Source organism: Glycomyces niveus (assembly GCF_017592475.1).
GTDB classification, from domain to species: domain Bacteria; phylum Actinomycetota; class Actinomycetes; order Mycobacteriales; family Micromonosporaceae; genus Glycomyces; species Glycomyces niveus.
In genome coordinates this window covers 564,082-586,607 of the sequence record NZ_JAGFNP010000002.1, presented here as the reverse complement: position 1 = coordinate 586,607, position 22,526 = coordinate 564,082, and the positions used below count along the sequence as shown (strand labels likewise).

Here is a 22,526-nt window from a genome sequence, read left to right as displayed (position 1 = left end):
CTTGTCGGTGCGGCAGTCTAGTGTTGAGGCCATGGTTACCGCCGACGTGCCTTACGCCGACGACCGCTCCCCGGCTCAACGCCACGCCGCCGCCCAGGCGCGACGGCAATGGCCTCAGCTGGCGGCCTTCGCGGGGGACTACCCGTTCGAACTCGACGACTTCCAGGTCGAGGCCTGCCGCATCCTCGAAGGCGGCCACGGCGTGCTCGTATGCGCCCCGACCGGCGCGGGCAAGACCGTCGTGGGCGAGTTCGCCGTGCACCTGGCGCTGGCCGAGGGCGCGAAGTGCTTCTACACCACCCCCATCAAGGCGCTGTCGAACCAGAAGTTCAACGACCTCGTCGCCGCGCACGGCGCCGAGAACGTCGGGCTGCTGACCGGCGACACGGTCGTCAACGGCGAGGCCCCGATCGTCGTCATGACGACCGAGGTGCTGCGCAACATGATCTACGCGGGCTCCTCCACATTGCACGGGCTGCGCTACGTGGTCATGGACGAGGTGCACTACCTCGCCGACCGCTTCCGCGGCGCCGTGTGGGAGGAGATCATCATCGAACTCCCGCAGGAGGTCCGGGTCGTCTCCCTCTCGGCGACCGTCTCGAACGCCGAGGAGTTCGGCGACTGGCTCAAGAGCGTCCGCGGCTCCACCGAGGTCGTCGTCTCCGAGACCCGCCCGGTCCCGCTGTGGCAGCACATGATGATCGGCGGCGCCCTGCTCGACCTGTTCGAGCCCGACGGCGACTACGTCTCCAAGGAACTGCTCAAGAAGGACGCCCGGGCGCGCGAGCGCAACGAGGGCCGCACCGGCGGCCGCCGCCGGGGCGGCAGGCCTTATGTGGACCGCGGCCGCGTCGTCTCCCGCCTCGACCAGGCCTCGCTGCTGCCGGCCATCTACTTCATCTTCTCCCGCGCCGGATGCGATGCCGCCGTGGACGAGTGCGTGCGCGCCGGGCTGCGGCTCACCGACGGGCGCGAGCGCGACGAGATCGTCGACTACGCCACCGCCGCCGTCGCCCACATCGACGCCGCCGACCTCGACGCGGTCGGCTTCGACCGGTGGCTCGCCGGACTCGCCGCCGGCATCGCCGCCCACCACGCCGGGCTCCTCCCGGTGTTCAAAGAAGTCGTCGAGAAGCTGTTCGAACGCGGCCTCCTCAAAGCCGTGTTCGCGACCGAGACCCTCGCCCTGGGCATCAACATGCCCGCGCGGTCGGTGGTCCTCGAACGGCTCATCAAGTACGACGGCTCCGACCACGTCATGCTCACCCCCGGCCAGTACACGCAGCTCACCGGCCGCGCCGGACGCCGCGGCATCGACGTCGAGGGCCACGCCGTCACCGTCTGGGCCGAGGACGTGCGCCCCAAGGAGCTCGCCGGGCTCGCCTCCAAGCGCACCTACCCGCTCAACTCGAGCTTCGCGCCCTCCTACAACATGGCCGTCAACCTCATCGGCGCCGCCGGTGTCGAACGCGCCCAAGAGGTCCTGGCGTCCTCCTTCGCGCAGTTCCAATCCGACGCCGAGGCCGTGCACATCGCCGAGCAGGCCCGCACCCTCAACCGCCGCGCGGCCGAGGCCGCCGAAGGCGCCGAGTGCCACCTGGGCGACTTCCTCGCCTACTACGACCTGACGCAGCAGCTCGCGCACGCCGAGCGCGGCGCCCAGAAGCGCCGCAAGGGCGCCCTGCGCGACGAGGCCCGCACCAACCTCGAGAAGCTCCGCGGCGGCGACGTCATCTGGATCTCCCGCGGCAAACGCACCGGCTGGGCCGTGTTCCTGCGCCCCACCGGCGGCTCGCGCCACCACGACCCGCGCTGGTCGGTGCTCACCGCCGACGGCTGGGCCGGGACCCTCGAGACCTCCGCGTTCGACGGCGGCGTCCAGGTCGTCACCCGCATCCGCATGCCCAAACGCTTCGACCGGCGCGACGCCAAGGCCCGCACCGACCTCGCCTCAAGCCTGCGCGAGGCCACAAAGGACCGATCGCGGCCGACCCGGCGCGGCGGCGCGGCCGAGACCCCCGAGATCGCGCAGCTGCGCGAGGAGGTCAAGGCCCACCCGTGCCGCACCTGCCCCGATGCCGGGCAGCACACCGTCCACGCCGCCCGCTGGTCGCGGCTCAAGCGCGAGGGCGAGCTGCTGCGGCGCCGCTCCGAGCGGCGCGAGCACTCCCTGGCGCGGCAGTTCACGGCCGTGCGCGAGGTGCTCAGCGAGTTCGGGTACCTCGACGGCGAGACCGTCACCGCTGACGGGCGGCTGCTGCGCAACCTGTTCGTCGAGACGGACCTCCTCGTCGCGCAATGCCTGCGCGATGGCATCTGGGAGGGGCTCGACGCGCCGTCGCTCGCCGCGATCGCGTCCACGGTGATCTACGAGTCCCGCTTCGAAGAGGACGAGTTTTTCGTGGCCGTGCCCGGGCCGATCACGGAGCCGGTGGCGAAGACCGTGCGGCGCTGGGAGGCGATCCGCCGCGCCGAGAACACGCGCGGGCTCTCGCTGATCTCGCGCCCGCAGATGGGCCTGGCCTGGCCGATCTACCGGTGGACGCGAGGCGAGGAGCTGTCGAAGGCGCTGGCGGCCGCGGACGGCCCGTGGCCGATGCCGGGCGGCGACTTCGTGCGGTGGGCGCGGCGCACGGCCGACCTGCTGCACCAAATGGGGACAGCTGCAAGATATATCGACACCGAGTCATCCAATAAGCTCGCCGACGCCGCGTTCGACGCGGTGGACGCGATTCGCCGAGGCGTCGTCGCCGACGTCTGAGCCCGGCCTGACGCGCCGACCGGTCCGGCCGCTCATCGGCCGGGCCGGCTCGGACTGAACTGGAAGGAATCCCCGTGCACCGCAGTCGCATCTCGACGGTCCTGATCGACACCACCGATGCCGAGGCGGCGACCGCCTTCTGGTCGGGCGCCCTGGGCGTGACCACGCGGCCGACCCCGGGGGAGGAGCAGTTCACGGTCCTCGAAGGCGCGCTGCCGGGGCTGGTGACCGTGGTGCAGCGCCTCGACGAGGGCGAGCCGCGCATCCATGTGGACATGGAGACCGACGACCTCGACGCCGAGACCGCGCGGCTCATCGCGCTCGGCGCCACCGAGGTCTCGCGCTGGCTCGAGTGCCGGACGCTGCGCGCGCCCGGCGGCCACATCGTGTGCGTCATCCCCGTGCACTCCGACCGCGCCGAATTCGAAGCGGCCGCAACGGTCTGGGAGTAGCCGCCCGAGCCGTCCACTGTGCGGCGGCCGAGCCGCCCCCTCTTTGCGCCGCGCGTCTCGGGGCGGCGCCGAGAAGCCCGCGCTTCGTGCTCTGGGCGGACAGCCTGCCGGGCTTCCGGCGGGCACGCCGACCGTGCATCGCGGGTCTGGGTTTGGGGCCCCGGTTTCAAGAGCCCGCCGGGGGTACGACAGTTCCGGTGTTCGAGGGTCTCGAACGTGTTGTGAACTAGGCCGCTTCGAGGGCGATGGCCTCGTGGAAGCGCTTGAGGGCTGAGGCGACGCCCCATTCGGCTGCGAGGGCTTCGACGCGCGCGGGGTCCTTCGGGGATACCGGGAGGGTGGCGTCGATCAGGGGGACGTCGACGTCGGCGACGACGGTCGAGGTCTTGACGGCCCGGTCGAGGTAATCGCCGGCCTCGCTGATCGCCTTGCGCTGGCGCTCGGGCAGGTCCGAGCCGTCCTCGGCCGCGGCGGCCTTGAGCCCGGCGATGCCGCCGAAGGTGTTCACCAGCGTCACCGCTGTCTTCGCGCCGATGCCCTTGACGCCCGGAAGCCCGTCCGAGGGGTCGCCGCGCAGGACCGCGAAGTCCACGTAGTGCTCCGGCGCGACGCCGAACTTCGTCGCGACCGCCTCGCCGTCGAACAATTCTGCTTTAGATATCCCGCGCGCGAGGTATACGACCTTGCGGTCGCGCTCATCGTCGACGAGCTGGAACAGGTCCCGGTCGCCGGTCACCACGATCACCGGCTCTGCCGTGCGCGCCGCCAGCGTCGCGATCACGTCGTCCGCCTCGAACCTCGGGTGGGTCGCCGTGGCCACGCCCAGGGCCGGGAGCAGCGCCTCGATCCCCGCGACCTGGTCCTCGAGACCCTCGGGGGTGTCCTCCGAGCCGTCAGGCAGCGCCCGCGCCGCCTTGTACGCCGGCATGAGCTCGATGCGCCACTCCGGCCGCCAGTTCCCCTCCAGGCAGCACACCATCCCGGTGGGGGAGTACTTGCGCGCCAGCACGGCCAGCCCGTCGAAGAAGCCCCGCACCGCGCCCGCGCGCCGCCCGTCAGGGGCCTTGATCGAGGAGGGCAGCCCGTAGTAGGCGCGGTACCACAGCGAGGCGGCGTCGATGAGCATCAGCATGCCCACCACTGTCTCACGCCTGTCCGACACAGCGTGAGAACGCCGATGCAACCGCCTCCTTTAGTGCGAAACCAGCCACATTTTCCACCGGCTGGAACAACGATGGGAGTGTCCGAACGGAATGATCAGCGAATCAGCGAACTTTGAGGAGCCCTCAGGTGAACACCAACGCCCGCCGCGCCGCCGCCGCACTGGCCCTGATCGGGACCGGGCTCGCCGCCGCCGCCTGCACGTCGGACTCCGGCGACGACTCCACCCTGACCGTCTGCACGAACGTCCCCTTCGAGCCCTTCGAGTTCATGGAGGGCGGCGAGTACGTCGGCTTCGACATGGACCTCATGAACCTCCTCGCCGAGCGCCTCGACCAGACCGTCGAAGTCGTTGAGATCGACTTCGACTCCATCGGCTCGGGCTCGGCCCTCAACGCCGGCACCTGCGACATCGCCGCCGCCGGCCTCACCATCACCGAGGAGCGCCAGGAGGCCATGGGCATGTCCGACGCGTACTACCGCGCCGACCAGGCCCTCGTCGCGCCCAGCGGGTCCGCCGTCGCCTCGCTCGAAGACCTCTCCGGTCTCCAGGTCGCCGTCCAGTCCGGCACCACCGGCGAGACCTACGCCAACGACCACGCCGCCGAGTTCGGCTACGAGCCCGTCGCCTTCGAGACCATGGGCGACATCGCCTCCGCGCTCAGCGCCGGCAGCGTCGACGCCTCCATCGCCGACCTCGCCACCTGGACCGCCATGATCGCCGACGCCCCCGACCTCGCCCTCGTCCAGACCATCGAGACCGAAGAGCACTACGGCTTCGCCGTCCAGAAGGACAACACCGAACTCCTGGACGAAGTCAACGCCATGCTCAAGCAGGCCTTCGAGGACGGCACCTACGCCGAGCTGTACGAGAAGTGGATCGGCGAGCCCTACACCGGGGACACCGGGCAGTAGTGGACGCCGCAACCGACACCGGGGCCGAGCCCCTCGACCGCCGCATGACCCCGAGGCAGCGGCGGCGCCTCTCCCGCGCCATCCAGTACGCCGTCCTCGCCGCCGTCGTGATCGCGCTGGCCGTCGTCGCCGACTGGGGGCGGATCGCCGACTCGTTCTTCCAGCTCGACATCGCCGCCGCGATGTTCCCGGCGGTGTGGACGCCGTTCTGGAACACGATCGTCTACACCCTGCTCGCGTTCGTCTTCGGCATGGTCGTGGGCGTGCCGATCGCGCTCATGCGGGTCTCGACGTTCGGCCCCTACCGGTGGTTCGCCACCGGGTACGTCGAGATCTTCCGGGGCCTGCCCGCGCTGCTGGTGCTGTTCCTCGTCGGCTTCGGCGTCCCGCAGGCCTTCCCCGGCATCCAGTACCCCGGCGGCGTCTACGGCCAGGTCGCCATCGGCCTCGGCCTCACCTCCTCGGCCTACATCGCCGAAAGCGTCCGCGCCGGCATCCAGGCCGTCCCCAAAGGACAGATCGAGGCGGCCCGGTCGCTCGGCATGAGCCACACCCGCACCATGGTCACCGTGGTCCTGCCGCAGGCGCTGCGGATCGTCATCCCGCCCTTGACGAACGAGCTCGTGATGCTCACCAAGGACTCCAGCCTCGTGTTCGTCCTCGGCGTCACCACCGCCACCATGGAACTCTCCAAGTTCGCCCGCAACGAGCTCACCTCCGAGGCCAACGCCACCCCGCTGCTCGTCGGCGGCCTCCTCTACCTGCTCCTGACCATCCCGCTCGGTCTGCTCGCCCGCCGCCTCGAGAAGCGAGGAGAAACCCGATGAACACCGAAGCGACCCCGATCGTGCGAGTACGGGGCCTGCGCAAGCGCTTCGGCGACAACGAGGTCCTGCGCGGCATCGACCTCGACATCGCCGAAGGCGAAGTCGTGTGCCTCATCGGGCCCTCCGGCTCCGGCAAGTCCACACTGCTGCGCTGCGTCAACCTCCTGGAGACCCCCACCGACGGCACCATCACCGCCGCCGGGCACGACATGACCGGCCCCGACGCCGACCTCGACGCCGCCCGCCGCGACATCGGCATGGTCTTCCAGCAGTTCAACCTCTTCAGCCACCTCACCATCCTCGACAACGTCACCATCGCTCAGCGGCGGGTCTCCAAGACCCCCAGGGACGAAGCGATCGCCGAGGCCCGGCGCCGCCTCGCCGAGGTCGGCATCGAAGGCAAGGAGCAGGCCAAGCCCTCGCAACTGTCCGGCGGCCAGCAGCAGCGCGTCGCCATCGCCCGCGCCCTCGCCATGAAGCCCAAGCTCATGCTCTTCGACGAACCCACCAGCGCCCTCGACCCCGAACTCGTCGGCGAAGTCCTGGGCGTCATGAAAGGCCTTGCGGCCGAAGGCATGACGATGCTCGTGGTCACCCACGAGATGAGCTTCGCCCGCGAGGTCGCCGACCGGGTGCTCTTCCTCGACGGCGGCGTCATCGTCGAGTCCGGGCCGCCCGCCGAAGTCCTCTCCAACCCGCAGACCGAACGGGCCCGCAGCTTCCTCCACCGCATCCTGCACCCCGTCGACTGACATCATGGGAGGCATGAGCCTCCTCCAGAAGACCGGCGCCGCAGCGGCCGAACGCGTCCTGTGGCGCGGCGGCCGCGTCCTCAGCCCGACCAGTCCCGCCGCGACGGCCCTGCTCACCGTCGCCGACCGCATCGAGTGGGTCGGCGACGGGACCGACGCGCCCGCCGCCGACCGCATCGAAGACCTCGGCGGCGGGCTGGTCCTGCCCGCCTTCGTCGACTCCCACGTCCACCTCACCGCCACCGGAGCGGCCCTCGCCGGCCTCCACTTCGCCGCCGACCGCTCCGCCGTGGCCGTCCTCGACCACCTCGCCGCCTTCGCCCGCACCACCCCCGCCGACGCGCTCATCCTCGCCGGCGGCTGGGACGAGACCACCTGGGACGACCCCGCCCTCCCCACCGGCGAGGCGATCGAACACGCCGCCGGCGGCCGCATCGCCTACCTCTCGCGCGCCTGCGGGCACACCGGCATCGCCACCCCGCGCCTCCTCGCCGAGCACCCCGAACTCGCCGACCACGACGGCTACGACCCCTCCGGCGTCCTCACCCGCGCCGCCCACAAGGCCGCCCGCGCCACCCTCGGCACCCGCGTCCCCGTCTCCCAGCGCCTCGCGCTGGCCGAGCACGCCCTCGCCACCGCCGCACAGCGCGGCATCGCCGCCGTCGCCGAGCACTTCATCCCCGTCGCCGCCGACCCGCTGGGGGAGAAGGAGTTCCAAGGCCTCGTCGAACTCGGGCAGGCCCCCGGCAACCCCGCCGTGCACGGCTGGTGGGGCGAGCTGCGCGCCGCCGCCAAAGCCCGCGACCTCGGCGCCCACGGCTGCGGCGGCGACCTCTCCGCCGACGGGTCCCTCGGCGCCCGCACCGCCCTCCTGCGCGAGCCCTACCGCGACGCCGACACCCTCGGCGCCGAGTACCTGACCGCCGAAGACATCGCCGCCCACCTCCTCGACTGCCACGAGACGGGCCTCCCCGCCGCCTTCCACGCCATCGGCGACGGCGCGATCGCCAACGTCATGGACGGCCTCGACGCGGTCGAACCCGTGCTCGGCCTCGACGCGATCCGCCACGCCCGCCACCGCATCGAGCACGCCGAACTCCTCGACGCCGCACTCATCGCCCGCATGGTCCACCACGGCGTCCACGCCTCCGTCCAGCCCGCGTTCGACGCCGCCTGGGGCGGCCCCGACGGCATGTACGCCACCCGCCTCGGCCGCGAACGCGCCCTCGCCGCCAACCCCCTCTCCAAGCTCGCCGGCGTCGGCGTCCCCCTCGCCTTCGGATCGGACTCGCCGGTGACCGCCCTCGACCCCTGGGGCGGCGTCAGAGCCGCCGTGCGCCACCGCAACCCCGTCTCCCGCCTCCCGATGGCCGCGGCCTTCACCGCGGCCACCAGAGGCGGCTGGAGGGCCCTCGGCGTCGACGACGCAGGCTCCCTCGTCCCGCACACCCGCGCGAATTTCACCGTGTGGGAGCTCACGGACGGGGGACTCCCCGACCTGAGTGACCCGGGCGTCCCCGATCCCAAGTGCGCCATGACCATCGCCGACGGCCAGGTGATCTGGTCGGCCGCCTGGCCAGCGCCGACTCCGCGGGACGCCTGACGCGAGAAAAATTGTGGAACCAAAAATCCGACCCGGTTGACGCCATCGGCGCAGTTTGGCTTACGGTGGTCTGGTCCTCGGCGGACGACCGGAGACGGAAGCCCGCCGAACGTCGGGGGCGACTCGACTTGCTTTGCTCCCACGCAGACTGGACAAGGTGGCAGCGCGGCCGCACTGCTACCGGCGGCCAGGTCCAGATCGCGGGGGTCGGCGGAGGAAGGCGAGCCGGTCGCCGGTGGTGGACCCGCAGCAGACGCAGGAGATCCCTAGACAACAACTCGTAGACGCTCAGCCAGACGGGTGCGAGTTGGTCCGAAGATCACCAGCGGACGCCGCAGGGGACACCGGCCGTACAGGGACTGGGAGAAACCCGTGCGAGGGGCGTAGCCGGACACAGCTACGCCCCTTTGCCGTACCCGCAGTACGCTAGAGCCCCGACCGGCAAGGCGAGGACTCCTCGCCGCGGGCCGCGCACCGGCCCGCCAGCCCGCGTACGAGCGAGGAGCGCCCTACTTGAGCACCGTGATCGACGACGACCGCGACGCCGCCCCGACGCCCGAGGCGACGCCGCCCGCGCCGAAGCGCCGCCCGCTCCTGCTCACCGACGCCCCGCTCGGGCGCCGTCTCACCCTGCCCGCCGCGCTCCTCCTCGCGATCGCCTCCGGCCTCCTGGCCGTCCTCGCCTTCCCGCCCTACGGCGCCTGGCCCCTCGCGGCCGTCTCCGTCGCCGGGCTCGGCGCCGCCGTCCACCGCCGCCGCCTCCGCGGCGGCCTCGGCGTCGGCTTCGTGTACGGCATGGCGTTCTTCCTGCCGCTCCTGTCCTGGTCCTCCACGCAGGTCGGCCAGTGGCCGTGGCTGTTCCTGTGCGGCCTCGAAGCGCTCGCGATGGGGCTGCTCGGCATGGGCCTGGCGGCCTGCTCGCGCCTCATCGACACCCACCGCTGGACCTGGGCGCCCCTCACCGGCGTCGCCTGGGTCGCCGAAGAGGCCCTGCGCTCCCGCCAGCCCTTCGGCGGCTTCCCCTGGGGCAACCTCGCCTTCAGCCAGGCCGACGCGCCCACCGCGGCCGCGATCTGGCTCGGCGGCGCGCCCTTCCTCAGCTTCCTCGTCGCCCTTTCGGGCGGTTTCCTCCTCACCGCCGGATTCGCAGTCTCGGCGACGCTTGCGAGCCGTAAATCGGCGACGTCCACGAAGCGGACCGCGGGACTGCGCAAGGCCGCCGCGTTCACCGCCGCCGCCGCGCTCACCGCGCTGGCCCCGCTCGCGCTGCCGCTCGGCTCGACCGCCCCCGACGGTGAGGTCGTCAACGTCGCCGTCGTCCAAGGCAACGTCCCGCGCCTCGGCCTGAGCTTCAACGAGCAGCGCCGCGCCGTCCTCGACAACCATGTCCAGGCCACCCTCGACCTCGCCGACGCCGTCAACGAAGGCCGCGCCGAACGCCCCGACATCGTCATGTGGCCCGAGAACGCCTCCGACATCGACCCCATCGCCAACGCCGACGCCTACGAACGCATCAGCCAGGCCGCCGCCGCCATCGGCGCGCCCATCGTCCTGGGCGGCATCGTCCACAACGACGACGGCACCCGCGCGAACATGACCATCGTCTGGGACCCCGAAGAGGGCCCGGTCTACATGTACTCCAAGCGCCACCCCGTGCCGTTCGCCGAGTACGTGCCCTACAAGGCCTTCTTCAGCACCGTCGCCGGGTGGATCGACCCGCGCATGTCCGAAGGCCTCGACAACGTCGCCGGATTCGAGCACGGCCAGAACCCCGGCATCGTCGAAGTCGGCGACCACACCCTAGCCGGCCTCATCTGCTTCGAGATCGCCTTCGACGCCGAGACCCGCGAATCCGTCCTCGACGGCGCCCAGCTCATGGCCGTCGGCACCAACAACGCCACCTTCGACACCAACGAGGCCCAGCAGCAGCTCGCCATGGTCCAACTGCGCTCCATCGAGCACGCCCGCGACGGCCTCATGGCCTCCACCGTCGGCGTCTCCGGCTTCACCGACCACACCGGCCAGGTCTCCCAGGCCACCGAGTTCAACACCGCCGCCGTCATCCAATCGGACCTGACCCTCTCCGACCGCTCGACTCCCGCCTCCACAGTGGGTATCCTTCCTGAAGCGGTCCTCACCGGAGCGGCACTGGTGGCCCTGGCCTGCGCCATCTTGATCAATGTCAAGCACCGCCGCAGCCAGACCTAGAAAGCCGACGCGATGAGCGAGTACCCGGACCAGTGCCCCGCCGGCAGTGACACCAGTCCGGCCATTGTGGCCATTCCGACGTACAACGAGCGCGACAACATCGAGACCACCGTCGCCGCCGCCCTCGCCGGATGCGACCGCATCGACATCCTCATCGTCGACGACTCCTCGCCCGACGGCACCGGCGACCTCGCCGACGCCCTCGCCGCCGCCGAACCCCGCGTCCACGTCCTCCACCGCGCCGAGAAGCAGGGCCTCGGCGCCGCCTACCTCGCCGCCTTCGACTGGGCCACCCGGCACGGCTACCGCACCGTCGTCGAAATGGACGCCGACGGCTCCCACGACCCCGCCGACCTGCCCCGCCTCCTCGCCGCCCTCGACGACGGCGCCGACGTCGCCATCGGCTCCCGCTACATCCCCGGCGGCGCCGTCCGCAACTGGGCCCTCCATCGCCTCGCCCTCTCCCGCGGCGCCGGCGTCTTCACCCGCGCCATGCTCGGCCTGCGCGTCAAGGACGTCACCGCCGGCTACCGCGCCTACCGCCTCGACGCCCTCCATAAGCTCCAGCTCGACACCGTCAACTCCGTCGGCTACTGCTTCCAGATCGACCTCACCTGGCGCGCCGTCAAAGCCGGCTTCGACATCCGCGAAGTCCCCATCGTCTTCACCGAGCGCCGCGCCGGAGCCTCCAAGATGAGCGGCGCCATCACCGTTGAGGCCCTTTGGAACGTGAGCCGCTGGGGCCTGGCCCACCGCGCACGCCAACTCAAGAGCGCCCTCCGGCGTGGCAGAATCGAAGGGTGACGTACCAGCAGCCGCCCGCGGCGCCCAAACGCGCACCGTTCGCCTTCCGGCTCGCGCTGGCCCTGTGGGTCATCGCCGAAGCCGCCGCGTTCTTCGGCCTGGCCTACCTCATCGGCTTCTTCTACACCGTCCTCGTCTTCGTGGGCACCACCGCGCTCGGCATCGCCCTGGTCGGGTACGTCGGCCGGAAGTCCTTGCGGGCCGCGCGCGACTACCTCAACTCCGGCGGCGACCCCTCGCGCGAACTGCCCAACGGGTACGCGCTGGCCGGGGCCGTGTGCCTCATCGTCCCCGGGTTCGTCACCGACTTCATCGGCCTGCTGCTGCTCTTCCCGCCCACCCGGCTGCTCTTCCGCGGCCTCGGCCGCTGGCTCGCCGCGAGCGCCCCGGTGATGCGCTTCGGCGGCGGCGACGTCATCGACGGTGAAGTGATCAGCGAGCGCGACCTCGACCCGGACGCGCCGGTCAAGTACGGGGACGCGAAAAACGGGCCCAGGTCCATCGACCCGGGCCCGTAAGCAAGCCTCTAGCTGGCTGAGCGTGCTAACGCTCGCCGCGGCGCGCGCGCATCTCCTGCAGGCGCTCGTCGAGGATCTCCTCGAGCTCCTCCATCGAGCGGCGCTCCAGCAGCATGTCCCAGTGGGTGCGCGGCGGCTTGACCTTCTTGGTCTCCGGCTCCTCGCCGTCGACCAGCTTGGCCGTCGAACCGTCGAGACGGCACTCCCACGTCAACGGGATCTCCGCTTCGACCGCGAACGGCACCTCGAAGCGGTGGCCCTGCGGGCACACGTAGTCGCGGGTCTGGCGCGGCGCCAGCTCCGTGTTGCGGTCCGATTCGTAGCTGACGGCGCCGAGACGGGAGCCCCTCAGCATTCTGTCGCCCATGTTCCCCTGCACTTCCTCTGGAGCATTCGCTTTGCCACTCGCCGCCGACCCGGTCAGCCCTGGGCCGGCGCGCTTCCCCAGCCGATCACGCCGATTCCTGGGGTTTTCGCTTCGTACAACGCCGGGACGCGGCCGGATCCTTCCCGGCACCGCCGTTCCCAGGCGCCGCGTTCGCGATGCGGACCCCCAAGTGTGGCCCGGCGCTCCTGCGGCCGCCCACGGACGTCCCCTTGAAGTGTGACACAACACCGGCCGGTATCCGCGCGGCCGAGCACGTGAGATGCCGCTCGTCCCCTTCCGCGCCCGCCGTCACCTGTAGGCAAACGCCGTCCATCGCAACCGGCCAGGGCGGTGCGAACGGGGCGCGAGCGACCCGCGAACACCGAACGGGTCGCATCCGGCGTGGACGCGCCCAGTAAGGTGTCCAACAGACAAGGAGATCTCACATGCACGTGCTTGGAATCGACTTCGGAACCTCGAACACCGTCGCCGTGCTCCGCTCGGCCGACGGACGCGTACGACCCCTGCTGTTCGACGGTGCCCCGATCCTGCCCTCGGCGGTCTACTACAACTCCGACGGGCGCATGCTCGTCGGCCGCGACGCCGAGCGCAACGCCCGCATGGACCCCGCCCGCTTCGAACCGAACCCGAAGCGCCGCATCGACGACGGGTCCCTGTTCCTCGGCACCTCCGAGATCCCGGTGCCGCAGGTCTTCGCGTACGTCCTGCAGCAGGTCGCGCTCGAGGCCCAGCGCCAGGCCGGCCAGATGCCCGGCCAGGTCCGCCTCACCCACCCCGCCCGCTGGGGCGAGCGCCGCCGCGCCATCCTCGTCGACTCCGCCCGCCTCGCCGGGCTCCCCGCCCCCCAGCTCATCCCCGAGCCGGTCGCCGCCGCCTCCTACTTCACGTCCGTGCTCGGCACCGCCGTCCCGCCCGGGCGCTCCCTCGCGATCTACGACCTCGGCGGCGGCACCTTCGACGCCACCGTCGTGCGCCGCACCCAGACCGGCTTCGAAGTGCTCGCCGAAGAGGGCGTCGGCGACATCGGCGGCCTCGACTTCGACCACGGCATCGTCGAGCACCTCGGCAAGACCTACGGCGCCTCCCACCCCGCAGAGTGGAAGCGCCTGCTCAACCCCGCCGACGACCGCGACCGCCGCTACCGCCGCATGCTCTACGAGGACGTGCGCGGGGCCAAGGAGACGCTCTCGCGCACCGCGAGCGCCGACATCCACCTGCCCGCGCTCGAGGTCGACGCGCACCTGACCCGCGCCGAGTTCGAGGAGATCGCCCGCCCGCCGCTGGAGCGCACGGTCGACTGCCTCCAGCGGGCCATCCAGGCCGCCCGCATGAACCCCGCCGACCTCGTCGGCATCTTCCTCGTCGGCGGCTCCTCGCGCATCCCGGCGATCTCCCAGCTCATCCACTCCAAGCTGGGCGTGCCGCCGCAGACGTTCGAGCAGCCCGAGACCGTCGTCGTCGAAGGCGCCGTGCGCGCCAATTCCGGCCCGGCCCCCTCGGAGCAGCCGCTGACCCGGCCCACGTCGGGCGGGCCCGTCTCGCCCGCCGGGCACATGTCGGCCCCGCGGCCGCCCCAGGCGCCGCAGATGCTGCCGCCCCAGACGGCCTACCAGCAGCCCGCCCCGGCCCCGCAGGCGCCGTACCAGCAGCCGCAGCAGCACCTCCCGGCCAAGCGGCCCCTGACGCAGGAGCCGGCCGTCCTCGTGACGGGCGCGGCCGTCATCGTCCTGATCGTCGTCTTCTTCGTGCTGCTGTCGACGATCCTCAACGGCTGACCGAACGCTAGGAGCCGTCGCGCTGGTGGACCGTGAAGCCGGCGCGGCGGTTGAGGTCGGCCACCTGCCGGTCGAGCCAGTCGATCTCGGTGAGGTTCGTCGACCGGTGGATCTGCATGAGCCCCTTGCGGAACGGTGACTCGAGCCGCTCGGGCGGGATCGGCGCGCCCTGCTCGTCGAAGAACAGCTGCGCGGGCTGGTCGAGGAACTCGCGCCGCCGCGCGAGCACGAGCGCCTGCTCGCGCGGGTTCTCCAGGTGGTGGAGGAACGCGAGCAGCACGTACCACTTGTTGTCGTCGGTGACGAACCCCGGCTCGGGGTCGCGCAGCCACCGCCGCAGCTGGTCGGTGCCGGTCTGGGTGATCTCGAGCATGTGGCGCGGCGCCGCCACCGACCCCGGCGCGGTGCGCCGGGTGAGGCACTGCGCGTCCTCGAGCTTCTTGATCGTGGGGTAGAGCGTCCCGTCGGCGATGGGCCGGACGTGCCCGGCGAGGCTCGCGACCCGGTTCTTGAGGTCGTAGCCGTGGAGCGGGAAGTCCCGCAGGAATCCGAGAATGGCCATCTTCAGCATGCGTCCATTATGGCAGTTCTCACAAGATATATCGACTCCGAGGTAGAAAACCTCCTTGTCAGTCAACGGCATCGGCCGTCACAAAGCACGAGCACGCGCTCCGCGCGCGCACTCACCAAGAAGGACAAAGCGCGGAAGAGCCTCCCGATTCCCTTGCCGAGCAGCGAAAACAGGAGGCTCGGACGGTGTCTCTCGAGGGGGCTCAGATGATGTCGAAGAACCACAGGAGCAGATAGCCCGCGGCGGCGATGCAGGCGATGACCACGAGGAGGACGAGCCAGCCGGCGGCGGCCTCCATGATGCCGGGGCGACCGCTGTCGCCGGTCGCGGCGGCGACGGGCTCCCACACGGCGTCGTCGATGATCCGCATGGGGGCGAGGGCTTTCGCGGGCGGGTACCAGGCGCGCGACTGCGACCGGATCGCGGTGCGGTTGGCCGGCTGGAGGCGGCCGCGCCGGTTGTAGGCGAACAGGGCCACTTCGGACTCGTCGGCGAGGGCCGCGATCGCGGGGGTCACGGGCATCGTGGCGTAGAGGCGGCGCTTGCGGTCGGGGGAGCCGGTGCCGACGATCATCGGGATGTCCTCGGCCGTGATCGCGAGTCCGGGGGACTTGGCGGCGACCACGGACTTCGTGGACTCCAGGGTCGCCTCCCACTGCGGGCTGCCGATGACGACGCCTTCGACCTTGTCGAGGTGCTTGAGGTGTGCCTGCAGGAGGCTCAGGAGCGCGAAGGTCTGGGGCGGCACATCGGGCGGCATGTTCATGAATGGAAGTGTCACATACGGTCGCGGGTACTTCGCGGCCGTGGTTCGCACGGGGTCAGAGCGGCTCGATCTCGGCGCCGAGCAGCTGGAGGCGCGCGGCGAGCTGCTCGTAGCCGCGGTGGATCACGTCGACGTGCCGCAGCTCCGAGGTGCCCTGGGCGCGGAGCATCGCCAGCAGCAGCACCACGGCCGGGCGCAGCGCCGGCGGGCAGACGACCTCGGCGCCCGTCCACCGCACCGGCCCTTCGACCTGGAGGCGGTGCGGATCGAGCAGTCTCACCCGCGCACCGAGCCGGTTGAGCTCGGTCAGGTAGATCGCGCGGTTCTCGTAGACCCAGTCGTGGATCATCGTCCCGCCCTCCGCGCACGAGGCGATGAGCGCGAAGAACGGCAGATTGTCGATGTTGAGGCCCGGGAAGGGCATCGGGTGGACCTTGTCGGTCGCCGCGCGCAGCGGCGAGGGGTGGACGGTGAGGTCGACGAGGCGGGTGCGGCCGTTGGCGGCCAGGTACTCGCCGCTGCGGGAGTACGCCAGCCCCATCTCCTCGGCGAGCGCGAGTTCGATCTCGACGAACTCGATGGGGGTACGGCGCACGGTGATCTCGGATTCGGTGACGATCGCGGCCGTGACGAGGCTCCAGGCCTCGATCGGGTCTTCGGCGGGCGCGTAGTCGACGGCCGTGTCGATCTCGTCCTCGCCGTGGACGGTGAGGGTGGTGGTGCCCACGCCGTCGATGCGCACGCCGAGTCGTTCGAGGAACCAGCACAGGTCCTGCACCTGGTAGTTGCAGGAGGCGTTGCGGATGACGGTGACGTCGGGGTAGCGGGCGGCGGCCATGATCGCGTTCGCGGTGACGGTGTCTCCGCGCTCGGTCAGGACGATGGCGCGGGGCGGTTCGACGTTCTCCTTGACGGTGGCGCGGTAGCACCCGTTCGAGCGCTCGACTGAGAGGCCGAAGCGGCGCAGGGCGTTGAGGTGCGGTTCGACGGTGCGGTCGCCGAGTTCGCAGCCGCCGGCGAACGGGAGTTCGAACTCGGCGTAGTCGTGCAGGAGCGGGCCGAGGAACATGATGATCGAGCGGGTGCGGCGGGCGGCGTCCGCGTCGATGCGGGTGAGGTCGAGGCGTTCGGGCGGCTGGAGGCGCAGGTCGCCTTCGTTGCCGAGCCATTCGTGCGCGACGCCCATGGAGTCGAGGACGCGGAGAATGCGGTTGACCTCCTCGATGCGGGCGACGCGGCGCAGCACGGTGGGGCCGCGGTTGAGCAGGCTCGCGCATAGCAGCGCGACCCCGGCGTTCTTGGAGGTCTTGACGTCGATCGACCCGGTCAGGGCGGTGCCGCCGTGCACGCGGAGGTGGCGGGGGCCGGAGGTCGCGGGATCGCCGCCGTAGTCGAACATGCGGTCAGCGTAACGGAGTTCAGTGTCCAGTTGGGTGGATCACGTTCAGTGGATGCGCCTGCTCAATGCCGGTGAAACCGCAGGATCCACCGTTCAGGATTGGTTTTCGGGCAGGGGCCCGATGCCTTCTGCGGCGCGCACCTGCTCGTTCAGGATCTCCATGACCGCCGCGACCGAGGGCCGGCGGGCCCCGCCGCGCAGTGTCACGGCCCTGAAGTGCCGGAACGGGGTGAACGGCCCGGAGACCGGCACGCGCACCAGGTCGAGGTGGTGGGGGAGGTCGACCAGGCGGGGGATGAGCGCGACGCCCATCTTGTGGGCGACCATGACGGCGATGACGTTCCATTCGCGCGCCTCGCCGTGGACGGTGGGGCGGAAGCCCGCGTTGGAGCATGCGGTGAGCACGTGGCGGCGGTGCATCGACCCGGGCACGCCGATGATCCACGGTTCGCGCTCGAGTTCGCGCAGGTCGACCGCCTCGCCGTCGGCGCACCAGTGGCCGCCCGGCACGACGAGGTCGAACGGGTCGTTGAAGACCGTCTGCGCGTCGAAGCGGATGTCCTCGGGCGGCGGGTTGTCGGGGGTGGCCTCGACGAGCGCGAGGTCGGCCTCACCGGCGAACAGCAGGTCGAAGCTCTCGGACGCCTCGGCTTCGCGCAGCCGCAGTTCGAGTGCGGGGTGCCGGTCGCGGGCGGTGTCGACCAGCGGCGCGAGGAGCGTGGCGATCGCGGTGGGGAAGCCGCACAGGCGCAGCATCCCGGACGGTTCGCCCTCGGTGGCCTGGAGTTCGGCCTCGGCCAGGCGCCACATCGCCTCGATGGCGTCGATATGGGCGATGAGGACCTGCGCCGCCGAGGAGAGGCGCACGCCGCGCCCGACCGGTTCGAGCAGCGGCACGCCGAGGTCCTTGGCGAGCAGCCGGATCTGCTGCGACGCCGCGGAAGTGGACATGTGCAGCGCTTTGGCGGCGCCGGAGACCGTGCCGTGGTGGGCGATCGCCCGCAGCACGTGCAGTCTCCTCAGGTCGATCACGGTGTGGCCCCAATCGCTTTAGTACGCGCTTCACGATGAGTTTCGCAAACTAGCGTCACCAAGGTGTTGTAGCCCGGACGATTGGGACCTTAACCTCGTATTGAGCGTGAGAACAGTGCGCGGATGCCGCTAAGGGCGGATTCGGCCGGCGCTCGTCCCAAATGCGAAACCCGAAGCCTTGTAAGGAGGACGCGGTCATGCAGTGCTGCCCGTTTTGCGGTTGGCCCGACGACGATCCGGTGACGACCGTGTCGCGGCACCGGAGCGCGTCGGGTACGACGGTGTGGACCCGCTGCATCTGCGGCTCCCTCCAGACACGGGTACGCCAGGGGGCCGAAACGGTCGTCTGCGCGCGCAGCAGACCGAGCGGCCACCCGGCCGCGACCCTGTAACCCCTCGGTCCTCCTCCTCTCTCCTCCTTCTGCTTCCGCGCCAGAGCCGGCGCGGGGCTCCTTCCTGCCTGCTTCACGTTCTTCCGAGGATTCCTCATGCACGAGTTCGACATCCGCATCCTGTTCCAGATCATCGGCGCGCTCCTCTACATCACCAACTTCCTGCTCCTGCAGACCCACAAGATCCACGCGACCAAGCCCGCCTCGCTGCTGCTGGTCATCTCGGCCTGCTCGATCCTGCTCACCGCCGCGATCATCGGCCGCGACTGGGGCCTGATCCTCCTGGAGGGCACCTGGCTGTTCATGGTCACCACGACCTTCGCCATCCGGCAGCGCTCGGCCCGCCGCCAGGCCGTGCTCGAGCGCGAGGCCGAGGACTCGGCGGTCGTGGCGGTCCGCCCGGCCCCGGTCGCCGAGCCCGCGCCTGTGGCGCGCGAGCGCGAACTGGCGGGCGCGGCCGCCTAGCGGCCGGAACCGGTTAGGCTCGGGGCGTGGCAATCCGAGTGCTGATCGCAGACGACCAGGAGATGGTCCGGGCAGGGTTCCGGGCCATCATCGACTCCCAGCCCGACATGGAAGTGGTCGCCGACGCCCCCGACGGCGTCGTCGCGGTCGCGGAGGCGCGGCGGCACAAGCCCGACGTGTGCCTGTTCGACATCCGCATGCCGCGCCTCGACGGCCTCGAGGCCACCCGCACGCTCCTCGCCGGCGCGAACGGCACCGGGCCGCGCATCGTCGTCGTCACCACCTTCGACACCGACGAGTACGTGTACGGCGCGCTGCGCTCGGGCGCGACCGGGTTCCTGCTCAAGGACTCGGGCCCCACCTTGCTCGTCGAGGCGGTCCGCGCCGCCGCGAGCGGCGAGTCGCTCATCTCCCCGTCGGTGACCGTGCGGCTGCTCGAGCGGCTCACCGAGCCCGTCCCCGAGGGCCCGAAGGCCTCGCACGTGCTCACCGAGCGCGAACTCGACGTCGTCGAGCTCGTGGCGCGCGGCAAGACCAACGCCGAGATCGCCGAGACCCTGTTCGTCTCCGTCTCCACCGTCAAGACCCACCTGGAGGCCGTGCGCGCCAAACTCGGCGTCCGCAACCGCGTGGGGATCGCGGCGTGGGCCTGGGAGCACGGCGTCGTGGGCTGACATGCGCACGATCGCCCCCACCGAAGCCTCGACCGAGACCGTCGTCAACCGGTCCCGGTTCATCTGCACGCTCTACCGCGTCGCCTCCGATGCCGAAGCGCGGGCGCGCATCAGCGCCCACCGCAAGGCCAACTGGGACGCCACCCACAACTGCACCGCCTACGTCGTCGACGACGGCCAGTCGGCCCGCTCGAACGACGACGGCGAACCGGCCGGGACCGCCGGCGTCCCGATGCTCGAAGTGCTGCGCGGGCGCGACCTCACCGACGTGCTCGCCGTCGTCACCCGCCACTTCGGCGGCGTCAAGCTCGGCGCGGGCGGGCTCGTGCGCGCTTACGGCGCGGCCGTCGCGGCCGCGCTCGACGCGGTGGGGACCGTCGAGCTCGCGCGCTGGCAGCGCCTGACCGTGCGGGTCGACTACGGCCTGGCCGGGAGTCTGGAGGGGCTGCTGCGCCTGCGCGAGGACGTGCGGCTGGTCGGCGTCGACTTCGGCGCGGAAGTGGCCTTCGACCTGGCCTGCTCGGACGTGGAGCTGCTGGTGGACTGGCTCGCGTCCCAATCGGCGGGCGCCGCGGAGGTGGAGCCTGCGGGGACGCTCCGGGTGGAGTTGTAGCATGCGTGTTGTGACCGATAACAAGACCAGTGCGCTGCCGAACCCCTTCATCCTCGAACGCGCCGACCCCCAGATCACCAGGCACACCGACGGCCGGTACTACTTCACCGCCACCGTCCCCGCCTACGACCGGATCGTGCTGCGCGGGGCCGACACCCTCATGGGCCTGCGCGACGCCGAGGAGACCACCATCTGGGTCCAGCACCCCGAGGGCCCCATGGGCTCCCACATCTGGGCCCCGGAACTGCACTGGATCGACGGCGCCTGGTACGTCTACTTCGCCGCGGGCGAGGCCGCATCGGCCACCGCCGACGTCTGGCGCATCCGCATGTACGTCCTGGAGAACCGCAACCCCGACCCGCTCGCCGGCGAATGGACCGAGAAGGGCCAGATCGAGACGCCGATCGACTCGTTCTCCCTCGACGCGACCACCTTCGCCCACAACGGCGCCCGCTACCTCTGCTGGGCCCAGCACGACCCCGGCCTCGAAGGCTCCAACACCAGCCTCTTCCTCGCCGAACTCGCCGACCCCTGGACGATCAAAGGCGCGCCCGTCGAGCTCTCCCGCCCCGAACTGCCCTGGGAGACCGTCCGCTTCGCCGTCAACGAAGGCCCCTACGCCCTCATCCGTAACGGCAAGGTCTTCATCACCTACTCCGCCTCCGGCACCGGCGCCGAGTACTGCGTCGGCCTCCTCAGCGCCGACGAGGGCGCCGACCTCCTCGACCCCGCCTCGTGGACCAAGCACCCCGAGCCGGTCTTCACCACCAACGCGGCCAACGGCATCTACGGCCCCGGCCACAACGCGTTCACCGTCGACGAGGACGGCAACGACCTCCTGGTCTTCCACGCCCGCGCCTATGAGGAGATCGTCGGCGACCCGCTCGACAACCCCGACCGGCACTGCCGCGTCCAGCCCTTCGGCTGGAACGAGGACGGCACCCCCGACTTCGGTCAGCCCCAGCCCGAGCACTAGTCGTCGGTGCTGCGCCGCAGCTTCTTGACGTCCGAACGGCGGCGCTTGTCCTCCAGGCGCCGCCGCTTCGCGCCCTTCGACGGCTTCGTGGCCCGCCTGGTCGGCGGCGGCGCGGCGATCGCCCGCCGCAGCAGCTCGGCGAGGCGCTCCATCGCCGCCTCGCGGTTGCGCAGCTGGGAACGGAACTCCGACGCCGCGATCACCACCGTGCCGTCCACGACGCGGCTGCCGAGGCGCGCGAGCGCCCGCTCGATCAGCGCGGGCGAGAGCGCCTTCGTCCCGGGCAGGTCGAAGACGAGCTCGACCCGCGAATCGGTGGTGTTGACGCCCTGCCCGCCCGGGCCCGAGGACCGCGAGAAGCGCCACCGCAGTTCACTGTCGGGGATGGCGATGGTCTCGGTGACTTGCACGGGCATGGCGTTCTCTCAGGTGTCGAGGGCGGTGCTGGCCCAGCGGACGAGCATGTCGACGATCGGGCGGCGCCGTTCGAGCACCGCGGCGTCCTCGGCGGCGTCGTAGTCGGCGCTGGCGATCGGCAGGCCCGCGGCGAGGCGCGTGAGCATCGCCGGGGCGAGCCAACAGTACTTGGCGGCTCCGGTGGCGGCGATGGCTTTTCGGGTGCCGTCCGGATCGGCGTACCCGGTTTCGGCGAGCCCGCGGAGGTAGGCGTCGGTGACGGCCGCTTCGGTCTCGGCGAGGCGCTCGACGGGCTGGAGGCCGTCGAAGAACGTGTCGGCGATGAGGTTCGAGACGTCTTCGCCGATCGCGCCCCGGCCGGTGAACGACCAGTCGAGCAGCACCGGTTCGCCGCCCTCGCGCTGCACGAGGTTCATGGGCCACACGTCGAGGTGGCAGACCGTCTGCGGCAGGCCCTCGGCGACGGCGAACAGGTCGGCGCGGCGCTCCCAGACCAACCGCAGACCTTCGCGGGTCTCCCCCGGCCAGTGCGCGGCCGCGACCGGATGATCCCAAGGGACGCTGGGGAAGTCGCGGCGGCCCGCGTACTGGCGCAGGATCCGGCGCGAATGCCAGGGCTCCTCGGGGCCGTCGCGGTGCAGCGCTTGGACGATGCCGAGGCGCCGCGCGAAGTCGGCGAGCATCGGCACGGTCCAGTGGCGGCCGTGGATCCCGTTGACGGCCTCGAGCCACAGCTCGCGGCTCCCGTCGGGCCGCTCGCCGGCCGCGAGCAGCGCCGGGGCGCCGATGCCGCCGTCGCGGCCGTACGCGGCGGCGAACCCGTTCGTGTAGGCGAGGTACTCGCGCTGCCAGAAGTTCCAGTGCCGCGGATCGGCCGAGGCCTGCCAATGCGCATGCCCCTCGCCGCCGGGCGTGAGGTGCTTGAGGATCGCCTCCCCGCCGGGTCCGGCGACGCGCCAGATCCCGCCGGTGGCCTGGTTCCCGGTGTTGTGCTGCAGCGCGGCGACCGCTCTAAGCGGCGCGCCGACAGGGGAGTGGAGCGGGTCGGAGAGCACCG

At 71.3% G+C, this 22,526-nt stretch carries 22 protein-coding genes; 14 read left to right on the top strand and 8 right to left on the bottom strand.

Features of this window, described 5'->3' with window-relative positions:
• The first annotated feature begins 31 nt into the window (after positions 1–31).
• Positions 32–2,761: a DEAD/DEAH box helicase gene (locus tag J5V16_RS05675; protein ID WP_208495081.1), complete on the top strand. Its 2,730-nt coding sequence runs from the start codon at positions 32–34 to the stop codon at positions 2,759–2,761.
• A gap of 74 nt (positions 2,762–2,835) precedes the next feature.
• The gene (locus J5V16_RS05670; protein WP_208495080.1) at positions 2,836–3,213 is read left to right on the top strand and encodes a VOC family protein; all 378 of its coding nucleotides are present in this window, start codon (positions 2,836–2,838) and stop codon (positions 3,211–3,213) included.
• Positions 3,214–3,439: 226 nt separating this feature from the next.
• On the opposite strand, the gene J5V16_RS05665 is transcribed toward J5V16_RS05670, so the two are convergent.
• Positions 3,440–4,345, bottom strand: coding sequence for a 5'-3' exonuclease (locus tag J5V16_RS05665; protein ID WP_208495079.1), 906 nt, complete (start codon positions 4,343–4,345; stop codon positions 3,440–3,442).
• Between the two features lie 158 nt (positions 4,346–4,503).
• Here J5V16_RS05665 and J5V16_RS05660 point away from each other — a divergent pair, with 158 nt between their 5' ends.
• The 7 genes from J5V16_RS05660 (at position 4,504) to J5V16_RS05630 (ending at position 12,001) form a co-directional block, all read left to right on the top strand.
• Positions 4,504–5,289 (top strand): transporter substrate-binding domain-containing protein, encoded by a 786-nt coding sequence (locus J5V16_RS05660; protein WP_208495078.1) that lies wholly within the window; start codon positions 4,504–4,506, stop codon positions 5,287–5,289.
• 44 nt (positions 5,290–5,333) lie between these two features.
• Positions 5,334–6,116 (top strand): amino acid ABC transporter permease, encoded by a 783-nt coding sequence (locus J5V16_RS05655; protein ID WP_408612381.1) that lies wholly within the window; start codon positions 5,334–5,336, stop codon positions 6,114–6,116.
• Positions 6,113–6,868: an amino acid ABC transporter ATP-binding protein gene (locus J5V16_RS05650; protein WP_243900750.1), complete on the top strand. Its 756-nt coding sequence runs from the start codon at positions 6,113–6,115 to the stop codon at positions 6,866–6,868. The genes J5V16_RS05655 and J5V16_RS05650 overlap by 4 nt, the downstream gene beginning before the upstream one ends.
• A 13-nt stretch (positions 6,869–6,881) precedes the next feature.
• Positions 6,882–8,471, top strand: a complete 1,590-nt coding sequence (locus tag J5V16_RS05645) for an amidohydrolase (protein WP_208495076.1) — start codon at positions 6,882–6,884, stop codon at positions 8,469–8,471.
• A gap of 522 nt (positions 8,472–8,993) precedes the next feature.
• On the top strand, positions 8,994–10,679 hold the full coding sequence (gene lnt / locus J5V16_RS05640) for an apolipoprotein N-acyltransferase (RefSeq protein WP_307792873.1): 1,686 nt from the start codon (positions 8,994–8,996) through the stop codon (positions 10,677–10,679).
• A 12-nt stretch (positions 10,680–10,691) separates the two neighbouring features.
• Positions 10,692–11,483, top strand: a complete 792-nt coding sequence (locus J5V16_RS05635; RefSeq protein ID WP_208495074.1) for a polyprenol monophosphomannose synthase — start codon at positions 10,692–10,694, stop codon at positions 11,481–11,483.
• Entirely contained in the window at positions 11,480–12,001 is a 522-nt protein-coding gene (locus J5V16_RS05630) for an FxsA family protein (protein ID WP_208495073.1), read from the top strand. Before J5V16_RS05635 ends, J5V16_RS05630 begins: the two co-directional genes overlap by 4 nt.
• 25 nt (positions 12,002–12,026) lie before the next feature.
• Here the strand turns inward: J5V16_RS05630 and J5V16_RS05625 are convergent, their stop codons facing one another.
• Positions 12,027–12,368: an RNA polymerase-binding protein RbpA gene (locus tag J5V16_RS05625; protein ID WP_205327476.1), complete on the bottom strand. Its 342-nt coding sequence runs from the start codon at positions 12,366–12,368 to the stop codon at positions 12,027–12,029.
• Positions 12,369–12,814: 446 nt separating this feature from the next.
• Between J5V16_RS05625 and J5V16_RS05620 the strand changes: the two genes are divergently transcribed.
• Positions 12,815–14,164 carry an Hsp70 family protein gene (locus J5V16_RS05620; protein WP_208495072.1) on the top strand — a complete coding sequence of 450 codons (1,350 nt, stop codon included), beginning with the start codon at positions 12,815–12,817 and terminating at the stop codon, positions 14,162–14,164.
• Positions 14,165–14,171: 7 nt separating this feature from the next.
• Here J5V16_RS05620 and J5V16_RS05615 read toward each other — a convergent pair whose 3' ends face one another.
• The 4 genes from J5V16_RS05615 to J5V16_RS05600 form a co-directional block, all read right to left on the bottom strand.
• On the bottom strand, positions 14,172–14,735 hold the full coding sequence (locus tag J5V16_RS05615) for a PadR family transcriptional regulator (RefSeq protein ID WP_208495071.1): 564 nt from the start codon (positions 14,733–14,735) through the stop codon (positions 14,172–14,174).
• Positions 14,736–14,937: 202 nt separating this feature from the next.
• Positions 14,938–15,501 (bottom strand): hypothetical protein, encoded by a 564-nt coding sequence (locus J5V16_RS05610; protein ID WP_208495070.1) that lies wholly within the window; start codon positions 15,499–15,501, stop codon positions 14,938–14,940.
• A 55-nt stretch (positions 15,502–15,556) separates the two neighbouring features.
• Positions 15,557–16,900 (bottom strand): UDP-N-acetylglucosamine 1-carboxyvinyltransferase, encoded by a 1,344-nt coding sequence (locus tag J5V16_RS05605; protein ID WP_208495069.1) that lies wholly within the window; start codon positions 16,898–16,900, stop codon positions 15,557–15,559.
• 93 nt (positions 16,901–16,993) lie between these two features.
• A complete protein-coding gene (locus J5V16_RS05600) occupies positions 16,994–17,932 on the bottom strand; it encodes a LysR family transcriptional regulator (RefSeq protein ID WP_208495068.1) in 939 nt (312 codons plus the stop codon).
• A gap of 488 nt (positions 17,933–18,420) precedes the next feature.
• On the opposite strand from J5V16_RS05600, the gene J5V16_RS05595 reads away from it, so the two are divergent.
• From J5V16_RS05595 to J5V16_RS05580, 4 genes are read left to right on the top strand one after another with little or no spacing between them, the layout of a single operon-like run.
• A complete protein-coding gene (locus J5V16_RS05595; protein WP_208495067.1) occupies positions 18,421–18,789 on the top strand; it encodes a hypothetical protein in 369 nt (122 codons plus the stop codon).
• Positions 18,790–18,815: 26 nt separating this feature from the next.
• Positions 18,816–19,463 (top strand): response regulator, encoded by a 648-nt coding sequence (locus J5V16_RS05590; RefSeq protein ID WP_208495066.1) that lies wholly within the window; start codon positions 18,816–18,818, stop codon positions 19,461–19,463.
• Position 19,464: 1 nt separating this feature from the next.
• Positions 19,465–20,076: an IMPACT family protein gene (locus J5V16_RS05585; protein ID WP_208495065.1), complete on the top strand. Its 612-nt coding sequence runs from the start codon at positions 19,465–19,467 to the stop codon at positions 20,074–20,076.
• A 10-nt stretch (positions 20,077–20,086) separates the two neighbouring features.
• A complete protein-coding gene (locus J5V16_RS05580) occupies positions 20,087–21,052 on the top strand; it encodes a glycoside hydrolase family 43 protein (protein WP_208495064.1) in 966 nt (321 codons plus the stop codon).
• Here the strand turns inward: J5V16_RS05580 and arfB are convergent.
• Both arfB and J5V16_RS05570 read right to left on the bottom strand, forming a co-directional pair.
• On the bottom strand, positions 21,049–21,468 hold the full coding sequence (arfB, locus tag J5V16_RS05575; RefSeq protein WP_208495063.1) for an alternative ribosome rescue aminoacyl-tRNA hydrolase ArfB: 420 nt from the start codon (positions 21,466–21,468) through the stop codon (positions 21,049–21,051). The genes J5V16_RS05580 and arfB overlap by 4 nt on opposite strands.
• A gap of 9 nt (positions 21,469–21,477) precedes the next feature.
• Positions 21,478–22,524, bottom strand: a complete 1,047-nt coding sequence (locus J5V16_RS05570) for a hypothetical protein (RefSeq protein ID WP_208495062.1) — start codon at positions 22,522–22,524, stop codon at positions 21,478–21,480.
• Positions 22,525–22,526 lie beyond the last annotated feature (2 nt).

Excerpts from the sequence above, each read along its gene's own strand:
- arfB (WP_208495063.1), bottom strand. The coding sequence starts at position 21,468 with ATGCCCGTGCAAGTCACCGAGACCATCGCCATCCCCGACAGTGAACTG.
- J5V16_RS05620 (WP_208495072.1), top strand. The coding sequence starts at position 12,815 with ATGCACGTGCTTGGAATCGACTTCGGAACCTCGAACACCGTCGCCGTG.
- J5V16_RS05625 (WP_205327476.1), bottom strand. The coding sequence starts at position 12,368 with ATGGGCGACAGAATGCTGAGGGGCTCCCGTCTCGGCGCCGTCAGCTAC.
- J5V16_RS05650 (WP_243900750.1), top strand. The coding sequence starts at position 6,113 with ATGAACACCGAAGCGACCCCGATCGTGCGAGTACGGGGCCTGCGCAAG.
- J5V16_RS05610 (WP_208495070.1), bottom strand. The coding sequence starts at position 15,501 with ATGAACATGCCGCCCGATGTGCCGCCCCAGACCTTCGCGCTCCTGAGC.
- J5V16_RS05635 (WP_208495074.1), top strand. The coding sequence starts at position 10,692 with ATGAGCGAGTACCCGGACCAGTGCCCCGCCGGCAGTGACACCAGTCCG.
- J5V16_RS05605 (WP_208495069.1), bottom strand. The coding sequence starts at position 16,900 with ATGTTCGACTACGGCGGCGATCCCGCGACCTCCGGCCCCCGCCACCTC.
- J5V16_RS05665 (WP_208495079.1), bottom strand. The coding sequence starts at position 4,345 with ATGCTGATGCTCATCGACGCCGCCTCGCTGTGGTACCGCGCCTACTAC.
- J5V16_RS05585 (WP_208495065.1), top strand. The coding sequence starts at position 19,465 with ATGCGCACGATCGCCCCCACCGAAGCCTCGACCGAGACCGTCGTCAAC.
- J5V16_RS05655 (WP_408612381.1), top strand. The coding sequence starts at position 5,334 with ATGACCCCGAGGCAGCGGCGGCGCCTCTCCCGCGCCATCCAGTACGCC.
- J5V16_RS05595 (WP_208495067.1), top strand. The coding sequence starts at position 18,421 with ATGCACGAGTTCGACATCCGCATCCTGTTCCAGATCATCGGCGCGCTC.
- J5V16_RS05675 (WP_208495081.1), top strand. The coding sequence starts at position 32 with ATGGTTACCGCCGACGTGCCTTACGCCGACGACCGCTCCCCGGCTCAA.
- J5V16_RS05615 (WP_208495071.1), bottom strand. The coding sequence starts at position 14,735 with ATGCTGAAGATGGCCATTCTCGGATTCCTGCGGGACTTCCCGCTCCAC.
- J5V16_RS05645 (WP_208495076.1), top strand. The coding sequence starts at position 6,882 with ATGAGCCTCCTCCAGAAGACCGGCGCCGCAGCGGCCGAACGCGTCCTG.